This is a genomic window from Pseudobdellovibrio exovorus JSS, from assembly GCF_000348725.1.
In the GTDB taxonomy this organism is placed as follows: domain Bacteria; phylum Bdellovibrionota; class Bdellovibrionia; order Bdellovibrionales; family Bdellovibrionaceae; genus Pseudobdellovibrio; species Pseudobdellovibrio exovorus.
Window position 1 is genome coordinate 1,618,108 of record NC_020813.1, and the last position, 15,815, is coordinate 1,633,922.

At 39.3% G+C, this 15,815-nt stretch carries 21 protein-coding genes and 1 tRNA gene; 9 read left to right on the top strand and 13 right to left on the bottom strand.

Annotation, left to right across the window (positions count from 1 at the left end):
- The first annotated feature begins 196 nt into the window (after positions 1–196).
- Together A11Q_RS07995 and A11Q_RS08000 are read left to right on the top strand one after the other, a co-directional pair.
- Positions 197–916 (top strand): hypothetical protein, encoded by a 720-nt coding sequence (locus A11Q_RS07995; RefSeq protein WP_148284973.1) that lies wholly within the window; start codon positions 197–199, stop codon positions 914–916.
- A 21-nt stretch (positions 917–937) separates the two neighbouring features.
- Positions 938–1,210, top strand: a complete 273-nt coding sequence (locus A11Q_RS08000) for a hypothetical protein (protein ID WP_015470300.1) — start codon at positions 938–940, stop codon at positions 1,208–1,210.
- Between the two features lie 45 nt (positions 1,211–1,255).
- Here A11Q_RS08000 and A11Q_RS08005 read toward each other — a convergent pair whose 3' ends face one another.
- Positions 1,256–1,696 carry a DUF3617 domain-containing protein gene (locus A11Q_RS08005; protein ID WP_015470301.1) on the bottom strand — a complete coding sequence of 147 codons (441 nt, stop codon included), beginning with the start codon at positions 1,694–1,696 and terminating at the stop codon, positions 1,256–1,258.
- A 71-nt stretch (positions 1,697–1,767) separates the two neighbouring features.
- On the bottom strand, positions 1,768–2,223 hold the full coding sequence (locus tag A11Q_RS08010; protein ID WP_041575178.1) for a hypothetical protein: 456 nt from the start codon (positions 2,221–2,223) through the stop codon (positions 1,768–1,770).
- 477 nt (positions 2,224–2,700) lie between these two features.
- Between A11Q_RS08010 and A11Q_RS08015 the strand changes: the two genes are divergently transcribed.
- From A11Q_RS08015 to A11Q_RS13870, 3 genes are read left to right on the top strand one after another with little or no spacing between them, the layout of a single operon-like run.
- Positions 2,701–3,054: a hypothetical protein gene (locus A11Q_RS08015; RefSeq protein WP_015470303.1), complete on the top strand. Its 354-nt coding sequence runs from the start codon at positions 2,701–2,703 to the stop codon at positions 3,052–3,054.
- A 20-nt stretch (positions 3,055–3,074) separates the two neighbouring features.
- The gene (locus A11Q_RS08020) at positions 3,075–3,539 is read left to right on the top strand and encodes a low molecular weight protein-tyrosine-phosphatase (RefSeq protein WP_015470304.1); all 465 of its coding nucleotides are present in this window, start codon (positions 3,075–3,077) and stop codon (positions 3,537–3,539) included.
- Between the two features lie 59 nt (positions 3,540–3,598).
- A complete protein-coding gene (locus A11Q_RS13870) occupies positions 3,599–3,772 on the top strand; it encodes a hypothetical protein (RefSeq protein ID WP_158320363.1) in 174 nt (57 codons plus the stop codon).
- 67 nt (positions 3,773–3,839) lie between these two features.
- Here A11Q_RS13870 and A11Q_RS08025 read toward each other — a convergent pair whose 3' ends face one another.
- The 3 genes from A11Q_RS08025 to A11Q_RS08035 all read right to left on the bottom strand — a co-directional run bounded on the left by A11Q_RS08025 (position 3,840) and on the right by A11Q_RS08035 (position 5,761).
- A complete protein-coding gene (locus A11Q_RS08025; protein ID WP_015470305.1) occupies positions 3,840–4,256 on the bottom strand; it encodes a hypothetical protein in 417 nt (138 codons plus the stop codon).
- Between the two features lie 141 nt (positions 4,257–4,397).
- Complete coding sequence (locus A11Q_RS08030) at positions 4,398–5,123, bottom strand: phytanoyl-CoA dioxygenase family protein (protein WP_015470306.1); 726 nt, start codon at positions 5,121–5,123, stop codon at positions 4,398–4,400.
- Positions 5,120–5,761 carry a class I SAM-dependent methyltransferase gene (locus A11Q_RS08035; RefSeq protein ID WP_015470307.1) on the bottom strand — a complete coding sequence of 214 codons (642 nt, stop codon included), beginning with the start codon at positions 5,759–5,761 and terminating at the stop codon, positions 5,120–5,122. The genes A11Q_RS08030 and A11Q_RS08035 overlap by 4 nt, the downstream gene beginning before the upstream one ends.
- A 198-nt stretch (positions 5,762–5,959) precedes the next feature.
- Here A11Q_RS08035 and A11Q_RS08040 point away from each other — a divergent pair, with 198 nt between their 5' ends.
- Positions 5,960–6,433 carry a hypothetical protein gene (locus A11Q_RS08040; RefSeq protein ID WP_015470308.1) on the top strand — a complete coding sequence of 158 codons (474 nt, stop codon included), beginning with the start codon at positions 5,960–5,962 and terminating at the stop codon, positions 6,431–6,433.
- Positions 6,434–7,025: 592 nt separating this feature from the next.
- Here the strand turns inward: A11Q_RS08040 and A11Q_RS08050 are convergent.
- The 4 genes from A11Q_RS08050 to A11Q_RS08065 all read right to left on the bottom strand — a co-directional run bounded on the left by A11Q_RS08050 (position 7,026) and on the right by A11Q_RS08065 (position 10,834).
- On the bottom strand, positions 7,026–7,346 hold the full coding sequence (locus A11Q_RS08050) for a hypothetical protein (protein ID WP_015470310.1): 321 nt from the start codon (positions 7,344–7,346) through the stop codon (positions 7,026–7,028).
- Positions 7,347–7,406: 60 nt separating this feature from the next.
- The gene (locus A11Q_RS08055) at positions 7,407–8,015 is read right to left on the bottom strand and encodes a hypothetical protein (protein WP_015470311.1); all 609 of its coding nucleotides are present in this window, start codon (positions 8,013–8,015) and stop codon (positions 7,407–7,409) included.
- A gap of 173 nt (positions 8,016–8,188) precedes the next feature.
- Positions 8,189–10,003, bottom strand: coding sequence for a retron Ec67 family RNA-directed DNA polymerase/endonuclease (locus A11Q_RS08060; RefSeq protein WP_015470312.1), 1,815 nt, complete (start codon positions 10,001–10,003; stop codon positions 8,189–8,191).
- Between the two features lie 754 nt (positions 10,004–10,757).
- Positions 10,758–10,834 (bottom strand) — tRNA-Asp (locus A11Q_RS08065).
- Positions 10,835–11,002: 168 nt separating this feature from the next.
- On the opposite strand from A11Q_RS08065, the gene A11Q_RS13550 reads away from it, so the two are divergent.
- Entirely contained in the window at positions 11,003–11,311 is a 309-nt protein-coding gene (locus tag A11Q_RS13550; RefSeq protein ID WP_015470313.1) for a hypothetical protein, read from the top strand.
- Positions 11,312–11,317: 6 nt separating this feature from the next.
- Positions 11,318–11,878, top strand: a complete 561-nt coding sequence (orn, locus tag A11Q_RS08075) for an oligoribonuclease (RefSeq protein WP_015470314.1) — start codon at positions 11,318–11,320, stop codon at positions 11,876–11,878.
- A 56-nt stretch (positions 11,879–11,934) separates the two neighbouring features.
- Here orn and A11Q_RS08080 read toward each other — a convergent pair whose 3' ends face one another.
- From A11Q_RS08080 to A11Q_RS08095, 4 genes are all read right to left on the bottom strand, one after another.
- Positions 11,935–12,144, bottom strand: coding sequence for a DUF423 domain-containing protein (locus tag A11Q_RS08080; protein WP_015470315.1), 210 nt, complete (start codon positions 12,142–12,144; stop codon positions 11,935–11,937).
- 155 nt (positions 12,145–12,299) lie between these two features.
- Positions 12,300–13,592 (bottom strand): adenosylhomocysteinase, encoded by a 1,293-nt coding sequence (ahcY, locus tag A11Q_RS08085; RefSeq protein WP_041575919.1) that lies wholly within the window; start codon positions 13,590–13,592, stop codon positions 12,300–12,302.
- A gap of 187 nt (positions 13,593–13,779) precedes the next feature.
- Entirely contained in the window at positions 13,780–14,538 is a 759-nt protein-coding gene (gene map / locus A11Q_RS08090) for a type I methionyl aminopeptidase (protein WP_015470317.1), read from the bottom strand.
- Between the two features lie 87 nt (positions 14,539–14,625).
- Complete coding sequence (locus A11Q_RS08095; protein ID WP_015470318.1) at positions 14,626–15,012, bottom strand: SWIB/MDM2 domain-containing protein; 387 nt, start codon at positions 15,010–15,012, stop codon at positions 14,626–14,628.
- Between the two features lie 325 nt (positions 15,013–15,337).
- On the opposite strand from A11Q_RS08095, the gene A11Q_RS13555 reads away from it, so the two are divergent.
- Positions 15,338–15,814: a DnaJ domain-containing protein gene (locus A11Q_RS13555; protein ID WP_051056754.1), complete on the top strand. Its 477-nt coding sequence runs from the start codon at positions 15,338–15,340 to the stop codon at positions 15,812–15,814.
- Position 15,815 lies beyond the last annotated feature (1 nt).

Consider the following 15,815-nt stretch of genomic DNA (forward strand, 5'->3'; position numbering starts at 1 on the left):
ACATCACAACATGAAAATCAGCAGTTTACTGGCTCAACATTCTGAATATACCAAAGAAGTCAGCTGCCTTTCCAATAGCTTAGGGGATGGATACCTCCTTCAACACAATCCCGTCTTTCGCCAGATTCGGCTTAAGACTTTGGAACTCGGATTCACCTATAGTACCAATGTCAGCTCAGCCTATCAGGCTTTCCCTATGGGACAGCTCGAAGAAATTCTAGTAAAAAAGTCTATCCCCTACGTCGATAATGTCACCCCTTTAGAAGAATTAAATGCTCGTACCTCTTCCCAATTGGATTGGGATCATGTGGTTGATAATCTTAGGCCCAACTATGTTTTTCACGAGTCCTGTCACGCGATAGCAAGGTCTTTAGCTACTCGCCCTATTTCGTCCTCAATCGATGAGGCCAAAATCCAAATTACACAAATGCTGATTGAGGAATCTTTTGCTAATACCTGTGAATTTTTCGCCATTGCTGAAGCTCACGAGGTAATTCACCGCACTTTCTTAGAAATGAACTCTTACTTCACTGTTTTTGAAGACCGGACTCATTTGAAAAAAGCGATTCAGAAGCATGGCGCGAGACCACTTTTTCATTTTATGCTACTTTGCTATTTGCATAGTAATTTCTTAAACGAGCAAATCGGCGAAAATGACTTTAAAAGGTTCTACTCTTTGAGCCATTTAGAACCGGACAAGTCCGACCATAAGGCCTTAAAAGTCCTCAGTGAAAATGCATTCGCTTTGAACCCGCGCTTTCGTTACACCACAACCGAAATGTATTTGCACCTCAATGGGATTCACACTACAGTGACGCAAGCACTGGGCTTTGATTATATCAAACTGATTGAAACTCATGAGGGCCTGAAGCAGAATCTACAGCAGTTATCGCATCTGATTGGCGACAATTACTAAAAAGAACGTACGGAGAATAAAATGAAAGACAACATCCCACCACAACCAGCCAATTCATTCCGTATTACACTTGAGCTTTTTCGCGCTGAAAAACGCCTCGATAATGTTTTGTTACTGGCGATCAAACAACAAAATGAAAACCTAGATCTTCGCGAAATTTCCCGTTCGGCTTACAAAGAGCTATTCAACGAGGGTAAAATCCAAATCAAAGGGCAAAAAGCACGTCCGTCTTCCGCTGTTGCTAAAGGGATCACTTACGTTGATATTTTAGGTTTTAAACAGAAACGCTCGTAAGAACGCCTGCTGCTGGCGAACTTTTTTCTTTCAAATCTGTTGAAACTATTTCGGACAGTTTTTAATCCACTGGCCTGACAGTTTAAATTCCGCAATGGCCGGAAGAACTTGTTTCAAAGTTCCACTGGCTTCACCTGCAAGGTCATAGCTTTTACGGGTAAAGCTCCCCTGCAATTTTCCACTGGCTGTGAAGTTTTGATTTTCGCAGTTAATCCCTGCATCTAGTTTTTGATTTTTAACATTCCATTTAGTTAAAGAGCAGCCGTGTTTCTTCAGCTCTTTTTCAATAGACGCCTTCGCATCTTTTGCCTGCACAGCACTGAAACACTCCTCCGCATCCGAAGATGGCAGAGGGAGCTTATTAACACTCACACTCTCTTTTGTTTTCCAAAGTCCTGCTTCGAAGGATTGGGCGAAAGAAAAAAATGGTACTATGAGGAAGATCGTAAAAAATGATAATTGTAATTGGCTCAACAAATTTTTCATCTCTTACAGACTAACAGTTTCATTAAAATACTGCTAGTCCCATAAATCCTCATTCACTAGACTCTGTAGGTCTAGACAGCGACAGCCGTGAGTTTCGCTGTCGTCGTCGCCGCCATTTCAATATCAGCAACAAATCCTACAGCCGCTTGAAAATCACGTTCATTTGCATGTAAATTTACATTGATTTCGACTTTACTTGATCCAAAAAATACTTGCGCTCGTTTTGTACGGTGCCATGTATATAAAAACACTCCACCTAGAATTAATAAGAATGCCATCACAGCAGCGCTATCCTTACCACCCATCATTAAAGAGAATATTGCGAGCACTATCGCCGCAAATCCAGCGATTAACATCCATGTGTATGAAACCTTACCAACAGTGGCCCCTTGAAATTGGTGCAGAGGAAAACCACGATACTCTGATAAACCTCCGACCTCGATATGTCTCCAGACTCTTTTGTTAGTCAAAACACAATCTTTCCAAGTTCTAATAATTTCTTCACCTTCAAATAGTTCTTTTTTCATTTTATCCCCTTTTAAGTAAGTCCTGAATATATAAACAATAAATAGTGTTGACAACATTTCACTTATACGAGATCTGTTTCTTTTAATAAAAACAAAGGCTAGAAAACACCAATGAACGTATTATTAATTCTGAGTTTCTCTCTGTTTTTTAGTTTCACGGCGCAGACCTCTTACGCCTTTACACAGAACTCCAATAGCTCTACCCGAGCGACCGCACAGTACTGTTGTAAAGTATGTGACAAGGGCAAAGCCTGCGGGAATAGCTGTATTGCTCGCTCGAAGCGCTGTCACAAACCTGCGGGTTGTGCTTGTCAGAAAAGATAATTTAAATTTATTTCTATATCTCAAAAGAGTGTCCCAAAGTTCCACTTTCTTTCATTAGAATCATTCCTGTGCTATTCTTGCCTCTGGAATACATATTGCTTCTTTACATAAAGACTAAAGAATTAAAGACTCAAAGGACTTATGAGGTAATTTATGTCTGCAAAAATAAATCTGATTTTTTTCGCTCTGCTCACTGTGTTTTTGAGTGCATGTAGCACAGTAGAGTTTGTTCGCAAAGATACCGCTCCGACTCGTCAAGGTGTTGTTCGCTACTACCCTACCGATGATGCCGAACGAGAAGCCAAATATCGCGCCGATCTTAATAAAAAAGCTACAGAGTTCTGTGGTGGAGACTTCAAAATCACACGGGAATATCAAGCACTCGAAGAAGGTCGTTCATCCACAGGCATTAGTACCGGTTTCGGTGTGGGCGCTGGTGCTATATTTGTCGGTGGTTCTAATCGCGGTAGCACGATGTACAACTATGTCGAATTCAGCTGTCTGTAGGTAAAGCCAAAGTAAAGTTTATGCATAAAAAAGTTTTAATGGTCTGTTTAGGTAACATCTGTCGTTCGCCATCTGCCGAGGCTATCTTGCGCCATCAGGCGCAGGAACTAGGATTAGATATCGAGGTGGACTCTGCAGGAACCGCTGGCTATCATACCGGAGAGCGCTCGGACCCTCGTTCTATCCATCATGCTGAAAAGCGTGGTTATCAAATGACCCACCTTGCAAGGCAAATCACGCAAGCAGACTTTAAAAAATTTGACCATATCTTAGTAATGGACCAATCCAATTTCACCAATGTATCCAAAATAGCTCCGAAAGAGCTGGCCCATAAAGTTGAACTGATCAGTCATTATGACCCTAAAAAAGAAATCACCCATATCCCCGATCCTTACTACGAAGGCCCCGAGGAGTTTGAAAAGGTTTTAGATTATTTAGAGGTCTGTGTGGCGGGGTTTTTGAAGCAGGCCCTACCGAAAGAATAATCTGCCTACTAATCACTATTTAGCTGGCGTAGCTAAATTAATGTGTTAATCCTACGCCCATGAAAAAGAAAGCTAACAAACCCAATCTTCTGGTTGAACTCACCAATCGCAAAATGGAAGCCCAAAAAGCCGGTGGAAATTCTGAGACTTTTGGTAAATTCAAGCCGAGCAAGCCACGGAATCTGAATAATTCCAATGTTGGTCCGTCTTGGGGTGGACGAAAAGGGAACTAGTTTTTAGTTCTCAAAAAAAAAGAGGCTAAATTAGTTAGCCTCTTTCAATCAGAATATTCTATTCAAACTATTGAATCAGATCAGCACTTAAAATTAAACCGCGAGCTTTGATTGTATCGCCATAGCAGTTTTCAGCTTGGTTTGCTTTCGAGTGGTATTCACCGTCGAAAACAAACTTTTTACTTCCTTCGAACATCAACCAGTGACATTGAATGTCCTTGTTAAACATCACTTCTGTCATTCCCACTTCATTAGCGCCTACCGGATAGTACAATAGGTATTCATTTTTAGAACTGTTTGTGTAGTAAGCTCCCATAGGTTGGCCCATGCTTTCTACAACTTGTTTTGGTGTTTTCCCTTTTTGTTGGGCAGCAGTTCGCGCAAACGTATTACCATCCGAGTAACCTTTGTATTTTGCACTGGCGCAACCAACTGCTACTGATAAAACACTCGCTGCTAAAGTTAATTTGATTAAAGCTTTCAAGACATTCTCCTTTGTTATTGCACTTGAATATCCCCATACTAAACATTGCTTTTTGTTTGTGAAATGGTTTTTTATTTAGAGCTTTTTAGCTGGGACGTAAGTCGGGAGATGCTTGGTTTTGACTCAGAAGTAATGCTGGATTTACTTGAAATACCGATTCGTCGCCATCATGCGGATGTTACTTGTTGTGTTCACCGATGGAGAGTGCAGCACTCTTAAATCCATTACAAAAACATCCCCTGCACGGCCGGACATCTCGACAATCTGGATCGGAATCCCTTCTACAACCTGCGGTTTTAAATACTTCTCGGGCATTAAGGCAAAATCAGATCTTTTCTTAAGAATACCGTGGGCGTTATCTTCATAGGATACGTAATGCAATCTATGGGAGCCAGCCAAAGCCAGTGTGGCCCCGCCCCGAGGCAGCACATCGTCTATCAAAACAAATGCCTGCAGGCCGGGAATCTGATCCCTCTTCGGAACAGCCAGATCCAGATGCCAATTCAGATTTTCTACAGACCAATCTGTTTTATGAGAAAACGACAACAGAATTTGCGCGCTTGGCTGTGAAGGTTTTAGTTTTGACCCGGCCAATTCTTCCATAGTGGTCAGTAGCTCTTTAGAAAACAATTCGTCTACTTCTTTTCTGGGGCCCACCATCTGACTCAGTCGATTTGTCTGCTGAAACAGCGGAAGGCTTTGAAGTTTCGATGAAAGTACTTTCCCGCCTGCAATTAGATTCAATCTCTTTAGTTCAGATAGAATAGAATCACGTGCAGCCTTTACAGACTTGTTCGACAGAAATCCTCGCAATGCCAGAATACCGTTGTCAGAGAATGATTTAGGATCTGATAGGTTGATAGTCATTTTACACTTTTCAGAATAAAAATAATAGAAGTCGGAAGCCCTTCCCCTCTGGGTTCGATCAACTGGCAAAGCCTCAAATCAGATTTTTCAAATTCACTGATCCATGAACTTAACGTTCTACCATACCACGGCATGACATCTTTAAAATCCACAGACATTGTTTTAAAATCTTCAATAAACCAACCGTCTTGATACGTTGGCAACTTAAAGCACGGATGGATCGTCTGAATAATAATTTTCCCTTCAGGCAAAAGAAATTCACTGACACTTTTTAAGGTGGAACTTATATCTTCATCTAAAAGCGAAAAGTTAAATACAACGCCTTCGACTAAAGCATTCGGACGCCAGTTCTTACTTTTTAAATCATCGTATGAAACTGCTTCGAATAAATGCCCTGAACGTTCCTGAGCTTTTTTAATAAGCCCTTCTGAACCGTCAATCCCCGTGTATTGGATGTCTTCAGGTAAAGACCTTGCTAACCAACCTTCACCACACCCCACATCAAGAACTGACTTTAATTTATTGTCGCTGATGGCTTGGATAATGGCAGGATTTGTGATCTTACGGCTATCGATACCCATAGAATCAATAACCTGAACCCACTGCTCGACATTTTCGTTCCAGAAGTTGTTTTTCATATATTAAGGTTAGTTCGATTTTTAACTTGGTGACAATGAAAAACAGACGATTTCAAGTCGCAATTGCCGCGACTTCAGGTCTACACGTTGATTAATTCAGACGATCTGTTTAAAATTCAACAAATGAAATTATACCAAGCGCTTCTGCTAAGTCTTTTTTCTATATCATTGATCTCTTGTAAAAAGAAAGAAAGTCCCATGGAATACACACCCGTCCTATTTAAAAATCTTCCATTCGGAAGTTTGTCAAAAAGTGACTGTTCGCCTTTGGTTACTCACGAGGACTCTAAAGCCTTTCTTATTCGTACTCCAGAGCAAATCAATCTTTCAGGTAACGAAAAACTTATTTTGCCGATTTGTGGTTATTATAATTTAGATACGGTTTCAGTTCTTGAACAAAAAACATTTATTCACTTTAGAAAAACCCAAGTGAAAGAGGCTTTTCAGACACTTGAAGTGGTTCCCGAACGTGAACACGAAATTGAGGCACCAAGCCGCAACAAGCCTGTTGATTTAACTCTTTACAAAGGCCAGATGTCGACACTTTACTTTTATTTTGATCTTCAAAATTACTTACCGAACGACTTGCTGGATGGTGAATATGAAGTGTATGTTACCTGTGGAGAAAATGTTTCGAATACTTCTGTGGTTCAAGTCATCAGGACTAATTGAGACTTCTACAAGAGTAACCATTACCAACATGGCTACTCTTTCTGTTTAATTAAACTCGCATATGAACTAAGCCGGGCGCGCAACACACTTTACAGATATGGTCAATACACAGCGAAACGATCTTTCTTATACTTACCGTCTACGTATTTCTTGAATATTTCGTCCGAAGAGTCACCATCTATAGCTATAGAAATGTTCTCTAATATTCCTCGAATAATCAGTGCAGAGGGTCTATCGCGAATCCTGAACATAAACTTTGCAATGCCGCATGTGAATCTAATAAGCAATTCTCATAAATTTTATATAGAGTGTATTCTTTTTCAGTAAACTCAACTAGAAAGGCCGCAAAGCTCTTTCTAAGAGCTCGTGTAGCATGAAAAACTATGTCCAATACTGATCAAGCATAAATTTAAACTCAGCATGATCGCAGCTTATGTTAGCGCTAATTATTTTTTTAATATTTTGTTTCAACTCATCTACACTTCTTAGGCTTTCACCATCCCAAAACCGCGAGTTTAAAGTATCGATAACTTCTTTTGAGTACCTATTTTTAGTATCCATGATCAACTAAATATTTTCTTTTAAAAATCCTTTACCGACGTACTTTTTTTAACGCACGAAGATAAATGATACGTTTTCTTAATGCAGTTTCGTTGCTCACTGTTTCACTAGGCACCGCGCCACCTTTTTCAATACCATATTGTTCAAATTGCTCTTTAACAGATTCATTGAAAATATTTTTATCGCAATCTGTACTCTCAATCTCTTCCGCAATAAGCATATCTATATTCTGCTCAAGCCAATTTGCCTGCAATAACTCACTCACTCTAGCCATATTTTTTTCTTCTCTTAAATCCTCTATTGAATTTTCTAAAAGTGAAATATACCTATCAATATCAATTAAAACTATCATCCTTAATCCTTGCTAAAAAGCAGTTTAAATTGGTCCAAACATGTATTCGTAGCCAGTCCTTCACAGAGCAGGAATGTGCAAATTATTCTTATGTGCTACACTTTCCAAATATTGATATATCAATTCATATTCCTTTTTACTTTGGAGCTGTGCAAATCTAGACTCTAATTGTTTCACTTCTACCTCTTCCATGTATGGAATACATGCTGTTAGCGCTTGTCGATACTTGGCAATCAAATTATTTGTCCTAATTTTTTGTGTAAATTGAAAAATTAAAAACGCAGACATAATGTACATTATAAGTATCGATCGTTCAGCCGAAGCTTTTCGCGATTCTATACTGCCATTAAAGTTTGCTTTGCTATTTTTGTGAAATACTTTAAAAATCTTTATTTGCATTACAAAAATAACTGCCAACAACACACCTATAACTAAATTATAAAAACTAAGAAGTATCTCTTCACGAAACCCTTTCGCGGCATTTTTATAGATTTCGTCAATAACAGTTGAATTAAACACACTGATAATCCACAAAATCGCATCTCCTGCGACTGTAACAAATGCACGCCCATAATAATCCCAAATAGCATTTGTAATTAATCCAACAACAACTACACCTAATAATTTAAAAAACCAGTTATTCAAGTATTTTTCAAAAAAAAGACGCATAACTACTCCCCCCTTTAGCCGCCACAAATGTTTAAACTAATTGTTATTTTGCTTTATCTCTTAAATCAAGTTAAAGTAAAAGCCCTGATATTAAGATAGAAAAAAATTCAGATGTTAGTATACAAGAGTTATTTAAGATTAACCTGCCTGACAACTCTATACTTTAATAATTTTTACTCTTGCGATGTCTTTGTAGATAATATCGTTTGGTAATCTTTTATAATTTCATCGACCTTATCAAATATTTCTGAAAATTTAGAGAAATCAATTTTTTTACAACGCTTTTTCACTAACATTGACAAAACTGCTTTGCCGAAATGATTGACCGCATCTTTTTCATCCAAGTCACCTGATTTAAATGTTTTCCCTTTAAATTTCATATTTAAAGTTTTATCAGTAAAATAGTCTTCAATAACCGTCTCAACCGCATCGGTAGGATTTTTTGGAATTTCTAAAATGTACAAATTATGAAAAATATGAAATACTCCATTTGTCATACTTCTTTTTTTCTTGGCTGCCTTCTTAACTTCTAACCCAGCACTGTCATTATCTACGACTATAATAACGGGATGAAGCGGAACGCCATTAAACTTACACTCCTTTTTCATACGATTGTATGAAGAAATTAGATACTTCATACCCCCCGTACCATCGACTAACTTCATCATTTCCCCATCAAGATTATTTCCTGCAAAAAATCTTACATTCAATTTTCCACTGCTAACCATGCCCGAATACTTAGTTTCTAGTGCCAAAAGAGCGCATTTCAGGTAAACAGGGTCTGTCTTCCCCTCACAATAAATAAGCGGCATTTGAGGCGCAAAGAAATTTTTATAGAACAAGAAGCGACCATAGATATTCTTAATACCATCTAGAGACACTTGATGGCTGTTATCAGCATACTGTGTCGACCTGTCCAGGTTGGAATCACTCTTATATTTCCCATTGTGTCTACTGTGTCTATATCCTCCCTGATCTGCATAAATATTTTTAAATTTCTTTATTTGGTAAATATAGTTAAGTCGTCCCTCAAGTTGTTGCATACTTAAATTTTTATTGCGATTGGTTTTTAAGTAGCAGCTTCCAGTCGTAAAAATATTTAAACACATAGAGCGCGTATCTCTATAGTATTCTGCTGGTACATTCACATGACAGTTAACAACAAGACCCGTAACCATTTGACGAGATGTTCGATAATGCATTCTGACCTTAGACTTTTTAATTTTAAATCCACTTTTCTCAATAACTTCTGTTAAAGCATCTCCTATCACCCATTGATCTTGCTCCAAAATTGCAATCTCTGTTGGGAATTTAGGACCATTAAATGAAAAGGTCAAATCATCTGCATAACGAGTATAAAAGCAACCTCTTCTATTAGCTAACCTCAGTAAGTGCCTATCAAGAAGACGCCCTATAAGATTAGACATTACAGGTGAACAAGGGCTTCCCTGTGGAAGCTTGTCCATATGGCAAATAATATTCGCTATATGGGTTGCTACAACGGGATCTAATTTAAATTGTTTATCTTTAATGAAAAATCCGCGAACTCTTCCAAAGTTAATAGATCCAAAAAAATCTTCTAAATCTAAATTAAGTACATATTTTTTTTTAAGATGTTGTTCTGCATTTGTTGCGATTGATAAATTTTGCTTGAATGCATGAGAAACACTTTTATTAGAATATGCTCGAGTTGCTCTTTCTTTTTTTGGATTTTGTAACTTCTTTTTATGTTTTAGCTGATAATTTGGCTCTAAAATTGATGACAAAATAGAGGCAAGCCTTTTCTGTACTACCTTTAGTGATTCATCTGGACTTGATATAATCCTAAAACCGCCACCTTTTTTTGGTATTTCGAAGGTTCTATATAAACTTTTCCTAGATATTTTGTATAAAAGAATATTTAGGTTGCTCTCGTTTGTTCCAAGTAACTTTGCAAGATCTTGAAGGGATTTTGCTTGCTGTAATTCTTTTAAATAATTAACCATCATAAAAAATATTGGTCTATGGGTACTCTTTACCAACATACACTAAAGCCAAGCGAAAGAGACTATACGGTTAGACACTCGTAGAGTAAATAAGACACTTGATGACAATTCATCAAATGCTGCGATCCGCAGCACAAAGTCTACCCATAGACCAAACTAATTTTAAAAAATAAAAACAAAATAAACAAATACTAATTTCGACTCCAGACCTCAGTCTCGCAATCTAATACATAGAGAAAAGCTATGTAAAAAATATCTCAAAAATGTTCGTGAAAGCTCACTAATATTTAAACCTTCTCACTTTCAAGATATTCTAATTAGAATCATTTTGTACGAAATAACTCAATTGGATATCCCATACAAAAGAAGCTGTCTCATCATTATTCGTATTATTTTTAATTTTCCGGATTAAATACAATGTAAATGCTTTTGTTGTATCGATCCTAGTCTTAGTACAACCTACACCGAAATGGTGCCAATTTCTTCCGTTTGCATCTCGCACCATCTAAGGAACACTTTGAATGCCAGCAAGATTAAAAAACTCCATTTTCTTCATCTTAGATCAAGGCTTAAAAATTATGGACTCGCCAAACAAGCTTCTACGCTGTTTAAACCCATGAATGCAGAAGAAAAGCGTGAATTAGTGAATTTGGTACTATCGAACCCGAAGTGAAGAGAACCTATCTAACGTGAAGTGAAGAGAACCTATCTATCTAACGTGAAGTGAAGAGAACCTAATGTTACTGATTTAGAAAAATGGCGGAGTGAACGGGACTCGAACCCGCGGCCTTCCGCGTGACAGGCGGACGTTATAACCAACTTAACTACCACTCCGTAGTCGTGTCTGACGTTTGTGAAGAATAAAACTAAAGCTAAGCCCTCTAAAATTCAACTACTAATTTTTAAATGCCTATATTTGATGCAAGAAATGAGCTGACCCAAGCCTTCAAGCTTGGTAGCCTAGGTCCCATCACTCTTATAACCATCAAAAACGAGGTTTTTATGAAATCTATTCTTATGGCAGCAGCCCTATTGTTTTCTGTTTCTGCACTAGCTGAAACCGCTGAGTTCACTGTTGAAGGTGTCCACTGCGCTGGCTGCAGTAAACTGATCACTAAAAAAGTGTGTGATGATCCAAGTGTTAAAGCTTTTGCTGAATCTTGCGAAGTGAAATTAGTCGATACAAAAAAACAAATCGGTGCTATTCACATTGTCTCTAAAGCAGATAGCAAAGTGGATTTAGACACTGTAAAAAAACAACTGAAAGCTGCAGGCGAAGATTACAAAATCACAGCCGAGACAGTGAAGTAATTTTTCATGGCATACGAAAAAGTAGAAAATCTTTTCTGGCTCGATATGGAAATGACCGGCCTTGATGTGAACAAAGAGGTCGTCATCGAAGTGGCGTGTATTATCACCGATATGAACTTCCGCGAGCTCGCTTGTTTTGAAACCGTTGTGAAGCAGCCACAAAGCTACCTCGACAACATGGATGCATGGAACAAAGAGCACCACGGAAAATCAGGCCTTGCGGCCAAAGTGCCTAATGGCATGCAACCGGACATGGTCGAAGCTAAATTAATCGACCTCATTGATAAACACTTCCCATACTCAAAATCAGATCTTAAGAAGCGTCCGATTTTAGCTGGTAATTCTATCATGCAAGATCGTCTGTTTATTGATAAATACTTTAAAGATCTATCTGCCCGCCTGCACTACCGCATGGTGGATGTCAGCTCTTTCAAAGTTGTCCTGACGAATAAATTTGAAATTGAATACAAAAAAAGAAATTCCCACCGCGCTTTAGACGATATTCGCGAAAGTATCGGTGAGTTGAAGTTTTATCTAGATCACATCAATAAGCCCAACAACAAGTAAGCTTGAACCGACATGGAGTTTCAATATAGAAGTCGTTTCAAATAACCGACTTCTGACTACTTCAACTGAGGGTGCTTCTTAAGGCACTCTTCTTTGATCAGTCGAAGCTGCTCGTTTGTGTCGGCATCTTGAGTTGATTGCGCATTTTTAATCTTACGGCAATTCTCTTCTGTTAAAAGCGAAGTGTCTGTAAGAACTGTCGCCGACAGAGACCCACTGAAAAGTAACCCGCCTAGTAATATGGAAGCATACATCATCTTTTTCATATCTTACTTATCGACGGACCTCGTGTCAGATTTGAGTTTTTCTCAATTTGATCCACTAAGACACCCTATAACGATACCCATATAAGGCAAAAGCCACTGGCCAGAGGACTGAGTCATCTGACAAGTGGCTTTAAATGTGATCTGAGAATCAAAAACTAGTAGCGGTAGTGTTCAGGCTTAAATGGGCCTTCTGAGCTAATGCTCAAGTACTTCGCCTGTTTACCAGAAAGTTTTGTCAACTTCACACCCAACTGAGCCAAGTGCAAGAATGCCACTTTTTCGTCTAAGTGTTTCGGCAAACGTGTGATCGCCACTTCTTTGTAAGCTTTGCGATTCGTGTAAAGTTCAATTTGTGCCATCACTTGATTCGTGAATGAGTTACTCATCACAAATGATGGATGCCCTGTCGCACAACCAAGATTCACTAAACGACCCTTAGCCAACACGATGATCTGACGTCCATTTTTCAATGTATGAATGTCCACTTGCGGTTTAACTTCACGGACTTTTGAATTTTTATTCAACCATGCCATGTCGATTTCGATATCGAAGTGACCGATGTTACAAACAATCGCATTATCTTTCATTTTCATGAAATGCTTTTCTGTGATGATATCGCAGCATCCAGTTGTCGTGACGAAGATATCTGCACGTGGAGCCGCATCTTCCATAGTTGTCACTTCATAACCTTCCATAGCCGCTTGTAACGCACAGATAGGATCAACTTCTGTGATCAATACGCGAGCGCCAAGGCCACGCATTGAGTGAGCCGAACCCTTGCCTACATCGCCGTAACCAGCAACAACCACTGTTTTACCAGCCACCATAACGTCTGTTGCACGCTTAATACCGTCAGCTAAAGACTCACGGCAACCGTAAAGGTTGTCGAATTTAGATTTTGTTACTGAATCATTTACGTTGATTGCAGGGATTTTTAATTTTTTGTTTCTTAACATCACTTCAAGGTTATGAACACCTGTTGTTGTCTCTTCAGAAAGACCAATGATGTTTTTTAATTCTTTTGCAAAGCGCGGTTCGTGCATCATGTTCGTCAAGTCGCCGCCGTCATCTAAAATCAAGTTGTAACCCTGCGCACCCCAACCTGTGATCGTTTGCTCGATACACCAGTTGAATTCCTGCTCAGTTAAACCTTTCCATGCAAATACCGGAATACCAGCAGCCGCCATAGCTACAGCCGCATGATCTTGCGTTGAAAAGATATTGCATGATGACCAACGAACTTCAGCTCCTAAATGAGTTAAGGTCTCGATCAATACCGCTGTTTGAATCGTCATGTGCAAGCAACCTGCGATACGCGCGCCTTTAAGCGGCTGAGATTTGCCGTACTCTTTACGAAGAGCCATCAAGCCTGGCATTTCTTTTTCTGCAATTTTAATCTCTTCACGGCCCCAACGAGCCAGCTCAGCAAAACGTTGCGGATCGTTCATCGCCTCTTTACAAACAGCATAATCTAAAGTTGTTGTTTTAGCTGCGGCTTTAGCCGTACTTTTTCCAGCACTTTTAGCAGCCTTTGCCTTATTTAAAACGGCGATGTTTTTTTTCATTTTGCTTCCTGTTCCCTGAAGGTTTGTACGCATGTTAGTTCCTTTGTTTAAATCACTTTTTAAATTTCAATTAATCTAAAGTTAAAATTTCATATCCCGTATCTGTCAGCAATATCGTGTGTTCAAATTGCGCCGACAGCTTACGATCTACTGTTTTGTAGTACTTGATTGAAGAACCATGAATATCAAACTCTTCAAAATCATCGGTGCCCTGATTCACCATGGGCTCAACCGTAAAACAAGTCCACGGTCTGAGTTTTTCACCTTTACCTTTTTTTCCAAATGCGGGTACAAAAGGGTCTGTGTGAAACACACGTCCAATACCATGACCGCCAATTTCTTTGATGGTGGTGTATCCTTTACGAGTTACGAATTTATTAGTTTCAAAGCCAATATCGCCCGTCCACCCGTTCGGTGTAATCGTTTCAATACCGATCATCATCGCCTGATGGGCCACCTCAACAAGATCGGCCGCCGCATCGGACACCTGACCCACCATAAAGGTTTTAGAGGTATCACCGAAGAAGCCGTCTTTTTTAACAGTGACATCGATATTCACAATGTCGCCCTCTTTCAACACATAGTCGTTAGGAAGGCCGTGGCAGATAATTTCGTTCGGAGATATACAAGTCGACATCGGATAGCCGTGGTAGCCAATACAAGCCGATACAGCCCCTAAAGAAAGGGTATGGTCATCAGCAATCTTATCTAGTTCAAGAGTTGTAATTCCGGGTTTGACGAACTTTCCGGTGTGGCTGAGCACTTTTGCGGCCAATTTACAAACGGCCTTCATTTTTACGATTTCTTCAGCAGACAACGGTTTTTGCATGAGGGCATCATAAACGAAAAAACCCCTGAGCGCCAGTGGCAATCAGGGGTTTGTACCAGTTATATTCTGGATTAAATCAGTTCAAAACTATTTTAAGTGTTTAGAAACCAATTTAGTCATTTCGAACATAGAAACTGTGTTTTTACCGAAGATTGGTTTTAATTTATCATCAGCGTTGATGTTTCTGCGGTTTTTAGAATCTTGTAAACCGTTCTTTTTGATGTAAGCCCACAATTTTTTAACAACTTCAGTACGAGGAAGTGCTGAAGCGCCAACGATAGCAGCTAAAGTTGTAGAAGGAGTCAAAGCCTTCATGAATGCTGCATTTGGTTTTCTTTTAGAAGCTGCTTTTTTTGGAGCTGCTTTTTTAGCTGCTTTTTTTGGAGCCGCTTTTTTAGCTACTTTTTTTGGAGCTGCTTTTTTAGCTGCTTTTTTTGGAGCCGCTTTTTTAGCTGCTTTCTTTGCTTTTGCCATTGTGTTCCTCCGTAGGGTGTGTGGCTTTTTATTGTTTATAATCCTTTAGTCTTAAGACTAAAATCTTAAATTTGAATGAAATCAGTCTAAGATGAGTTTTTTCAGTTTGTCCAATAGAAAAAATCAAAAACTTCTCTTTTTTGTATTTTTAAAGGACTCTCCCCTCTGAAAAATACGAGTTTTACTGTTTTTTCAGAGGGAAACCCCCTCTTCGCGCCGACTCTCAACACCTAACCTCCCCTGAAAACTCCCTTATAATCCCTATAGATAAAGGGTTTCCGCCACTCAGGACTCTACTTTTTTGAAAGCTTTCCGATAAGAAAGTATGTCAACTTCCACGTCGTTCGCCGACATTCTTAGTTCGATGACTCAGGATCAAAACGACACGTCTGTTGATTTTACCTCGGGATGGGAAAGCCACCATGATCCCTATGGCTTAGCTCAGTTATTGGGACAGATTTCCATACAACGCCCTTCTGCTCATTACACAACAATGGGACGAGCGCAAAAAGCCTACCCCCGCCCTTCGCTTCGCCCACAGGCTCCCAAATCGCCAGAGTTCACGCCAGAATACAATCGTAGCGACCGCCAAGCCCATAACCTAACACCAGAACAGCTTCAAGCTTACAGCGCGCTTAAAGCCTATGCCCCGTCTTTGAATGACAATTTTGATTTGCACGAATTAAAGTCAGCTTATCGCCGTTCGGTTTTATCAACCCATCCTGATCGCGGTGGTAATAGCGAAAGTTTTCACCTTGTTAAAAAAAGCTATCAAATTCTATCCTCCTTAGTTACAAAATAGA

Excerpts from the sequence above, each read along its gene's own strand:
- A11Q_RS07995 (WP_148284973.1), top strand. The coding sequence starts at position 197 with ATGGGACAGCTCGAAGAAATTCTAGTAAAAAAGTCTATCCCCTACGTC.
- A11Q_RS08000 (WP_015470300.1), top strand. The coding sequence starts at position 938 with ATGAAAGACAACATCCCACCACAACCAGCCAATTCATTCCGTATTACA.
- A11Q_RS08005 (WP_015470301.1), bottom strand. The coding sequence starts at position 1,696 with ATGAAAAATTTGTTGAGCCAATTACAATTATCATTTTTTACGATCTTC.
- A11Q_RS08010 (WP_041575178.1), bottom strand. The coding sequence starts at position 2,223 with ATGAAAAAAGAACTATTTGAAGGTGAAGAAATTATTAGAACTTGGAAA.
- A11Q_RS08015 (WP_015470303.1), top strand. The coding sequence starts at position 2,701 with ATGTCTGCAAAAATAAATCTGATTTTTTTCGCTCTGCTCACTGTGTTT.
- A11Q_RS08020 (WP_015470304.1), top strand. The coding sequence starts at position 3,075 with ATGCATAAAAAAGTTTTAATGGTCTGTTTAGGTAACATCTGTCGTTCG.
- A11Q_RS13870 (WP_158320363.1), top strand. The coding sequence starts at position 3,599 with ATGAAAAAGAAAGCTAACAAACCCAATCTTCTGGTTGAACTCACCAAT.
- A11Q_RS08030 (WP_015470306.1), bottom strand. The coding sequence starts at position 5,123 with ATGACTATCAACCTATCAGATCCTAAATCATTCTCTGACAACGGTATT.
- A11Q_RS08035 (WP_015470307.1), bottom strand. The coding sequence starts at position 5,761 with ATGAAAAACAACTTCTGGAACGAAAATGTCGAGCAGTGGGTTCAGGTT.
- A11Q_RS08040 (WP_015470308.1), top strand. The coding sequence starts at position 5,960 with ATGGAATACACACCCGTCCTATTTAAAAATCTTCCATTCGGAAGTTTG.
- A11Q_RS08050 (WP_015470310.1), bottom strand. The coding sequence starts at position 7,346 with ATGATAGTTTTAATTGATATTGATAGGTATATTTCACTTTTAGAAAAT.
- A11Q_RS08055 (WP_015470311.1), bottom strand. The coding sequence starts at position 8,015 with ATGCGTCTTTTTTTTGAAAAATACTTGAATAACTGGTTTTTTAAATTA.
- A11Q_RS08060 (WP_015470312.1), bottom strand. The coding sequence starts at position 10,003 with ATGATGGTTAATTATTTAAAAGAATTACAGCAAGCAAAATCCCTTCAA.
- A11Q_RS13550 (WP_015470313.1), top strand. The coding sequence starts at position 11,003 with ATGAAATCTATTCTTATGGCAGCAGCCCTATTGTTTTCTGTTTCTGCA.
- orn (WP_015470314.1), top strand. The coding sequence starts at position 11,318 with ATGGCATACGAAAAAGTAGAAAATCTTTTCTGGCTCGATATGGAAATG.
- A11Q_RS08080 (WP_015470315.1), bottom strand. The coding sequence starts at position 12,144 with ATGAAAAAGATGATGTATGCTTCCATATTACTAGGCGGGTTACTTTTC.
- ahcY (WP_041575919.1), bottom strand. The coding sequence starts at position 13,592 with ATGAACGATCCGCAACGTTTTGCTGAGCTGGCTCGTTGGGGCCGTGAA.
- map (WP_015470317.1), bottom strand. The coding sequence starts at position 14,538 with ATGCAAAAACCGTTGTCTGCTGAAGAAATCGTAAAAATGAAGGCCGTT.
- A11Q_RS08095 (WP_015470318.1), bottom strand. The coding sequence starts at position 15,012 with ATGGCAAAAGCAAAGAAAGCAGCTAAAAAAGCGGCTCCAAAAAAAGCA.
- A11Q_RS13555 (WP_051056754.1), top strand. The coding sequence starts at position 15,338 with ATGTCAACTTCCACGTCGTTCGCCGACATTCTTAGTTCGATGACTCAG.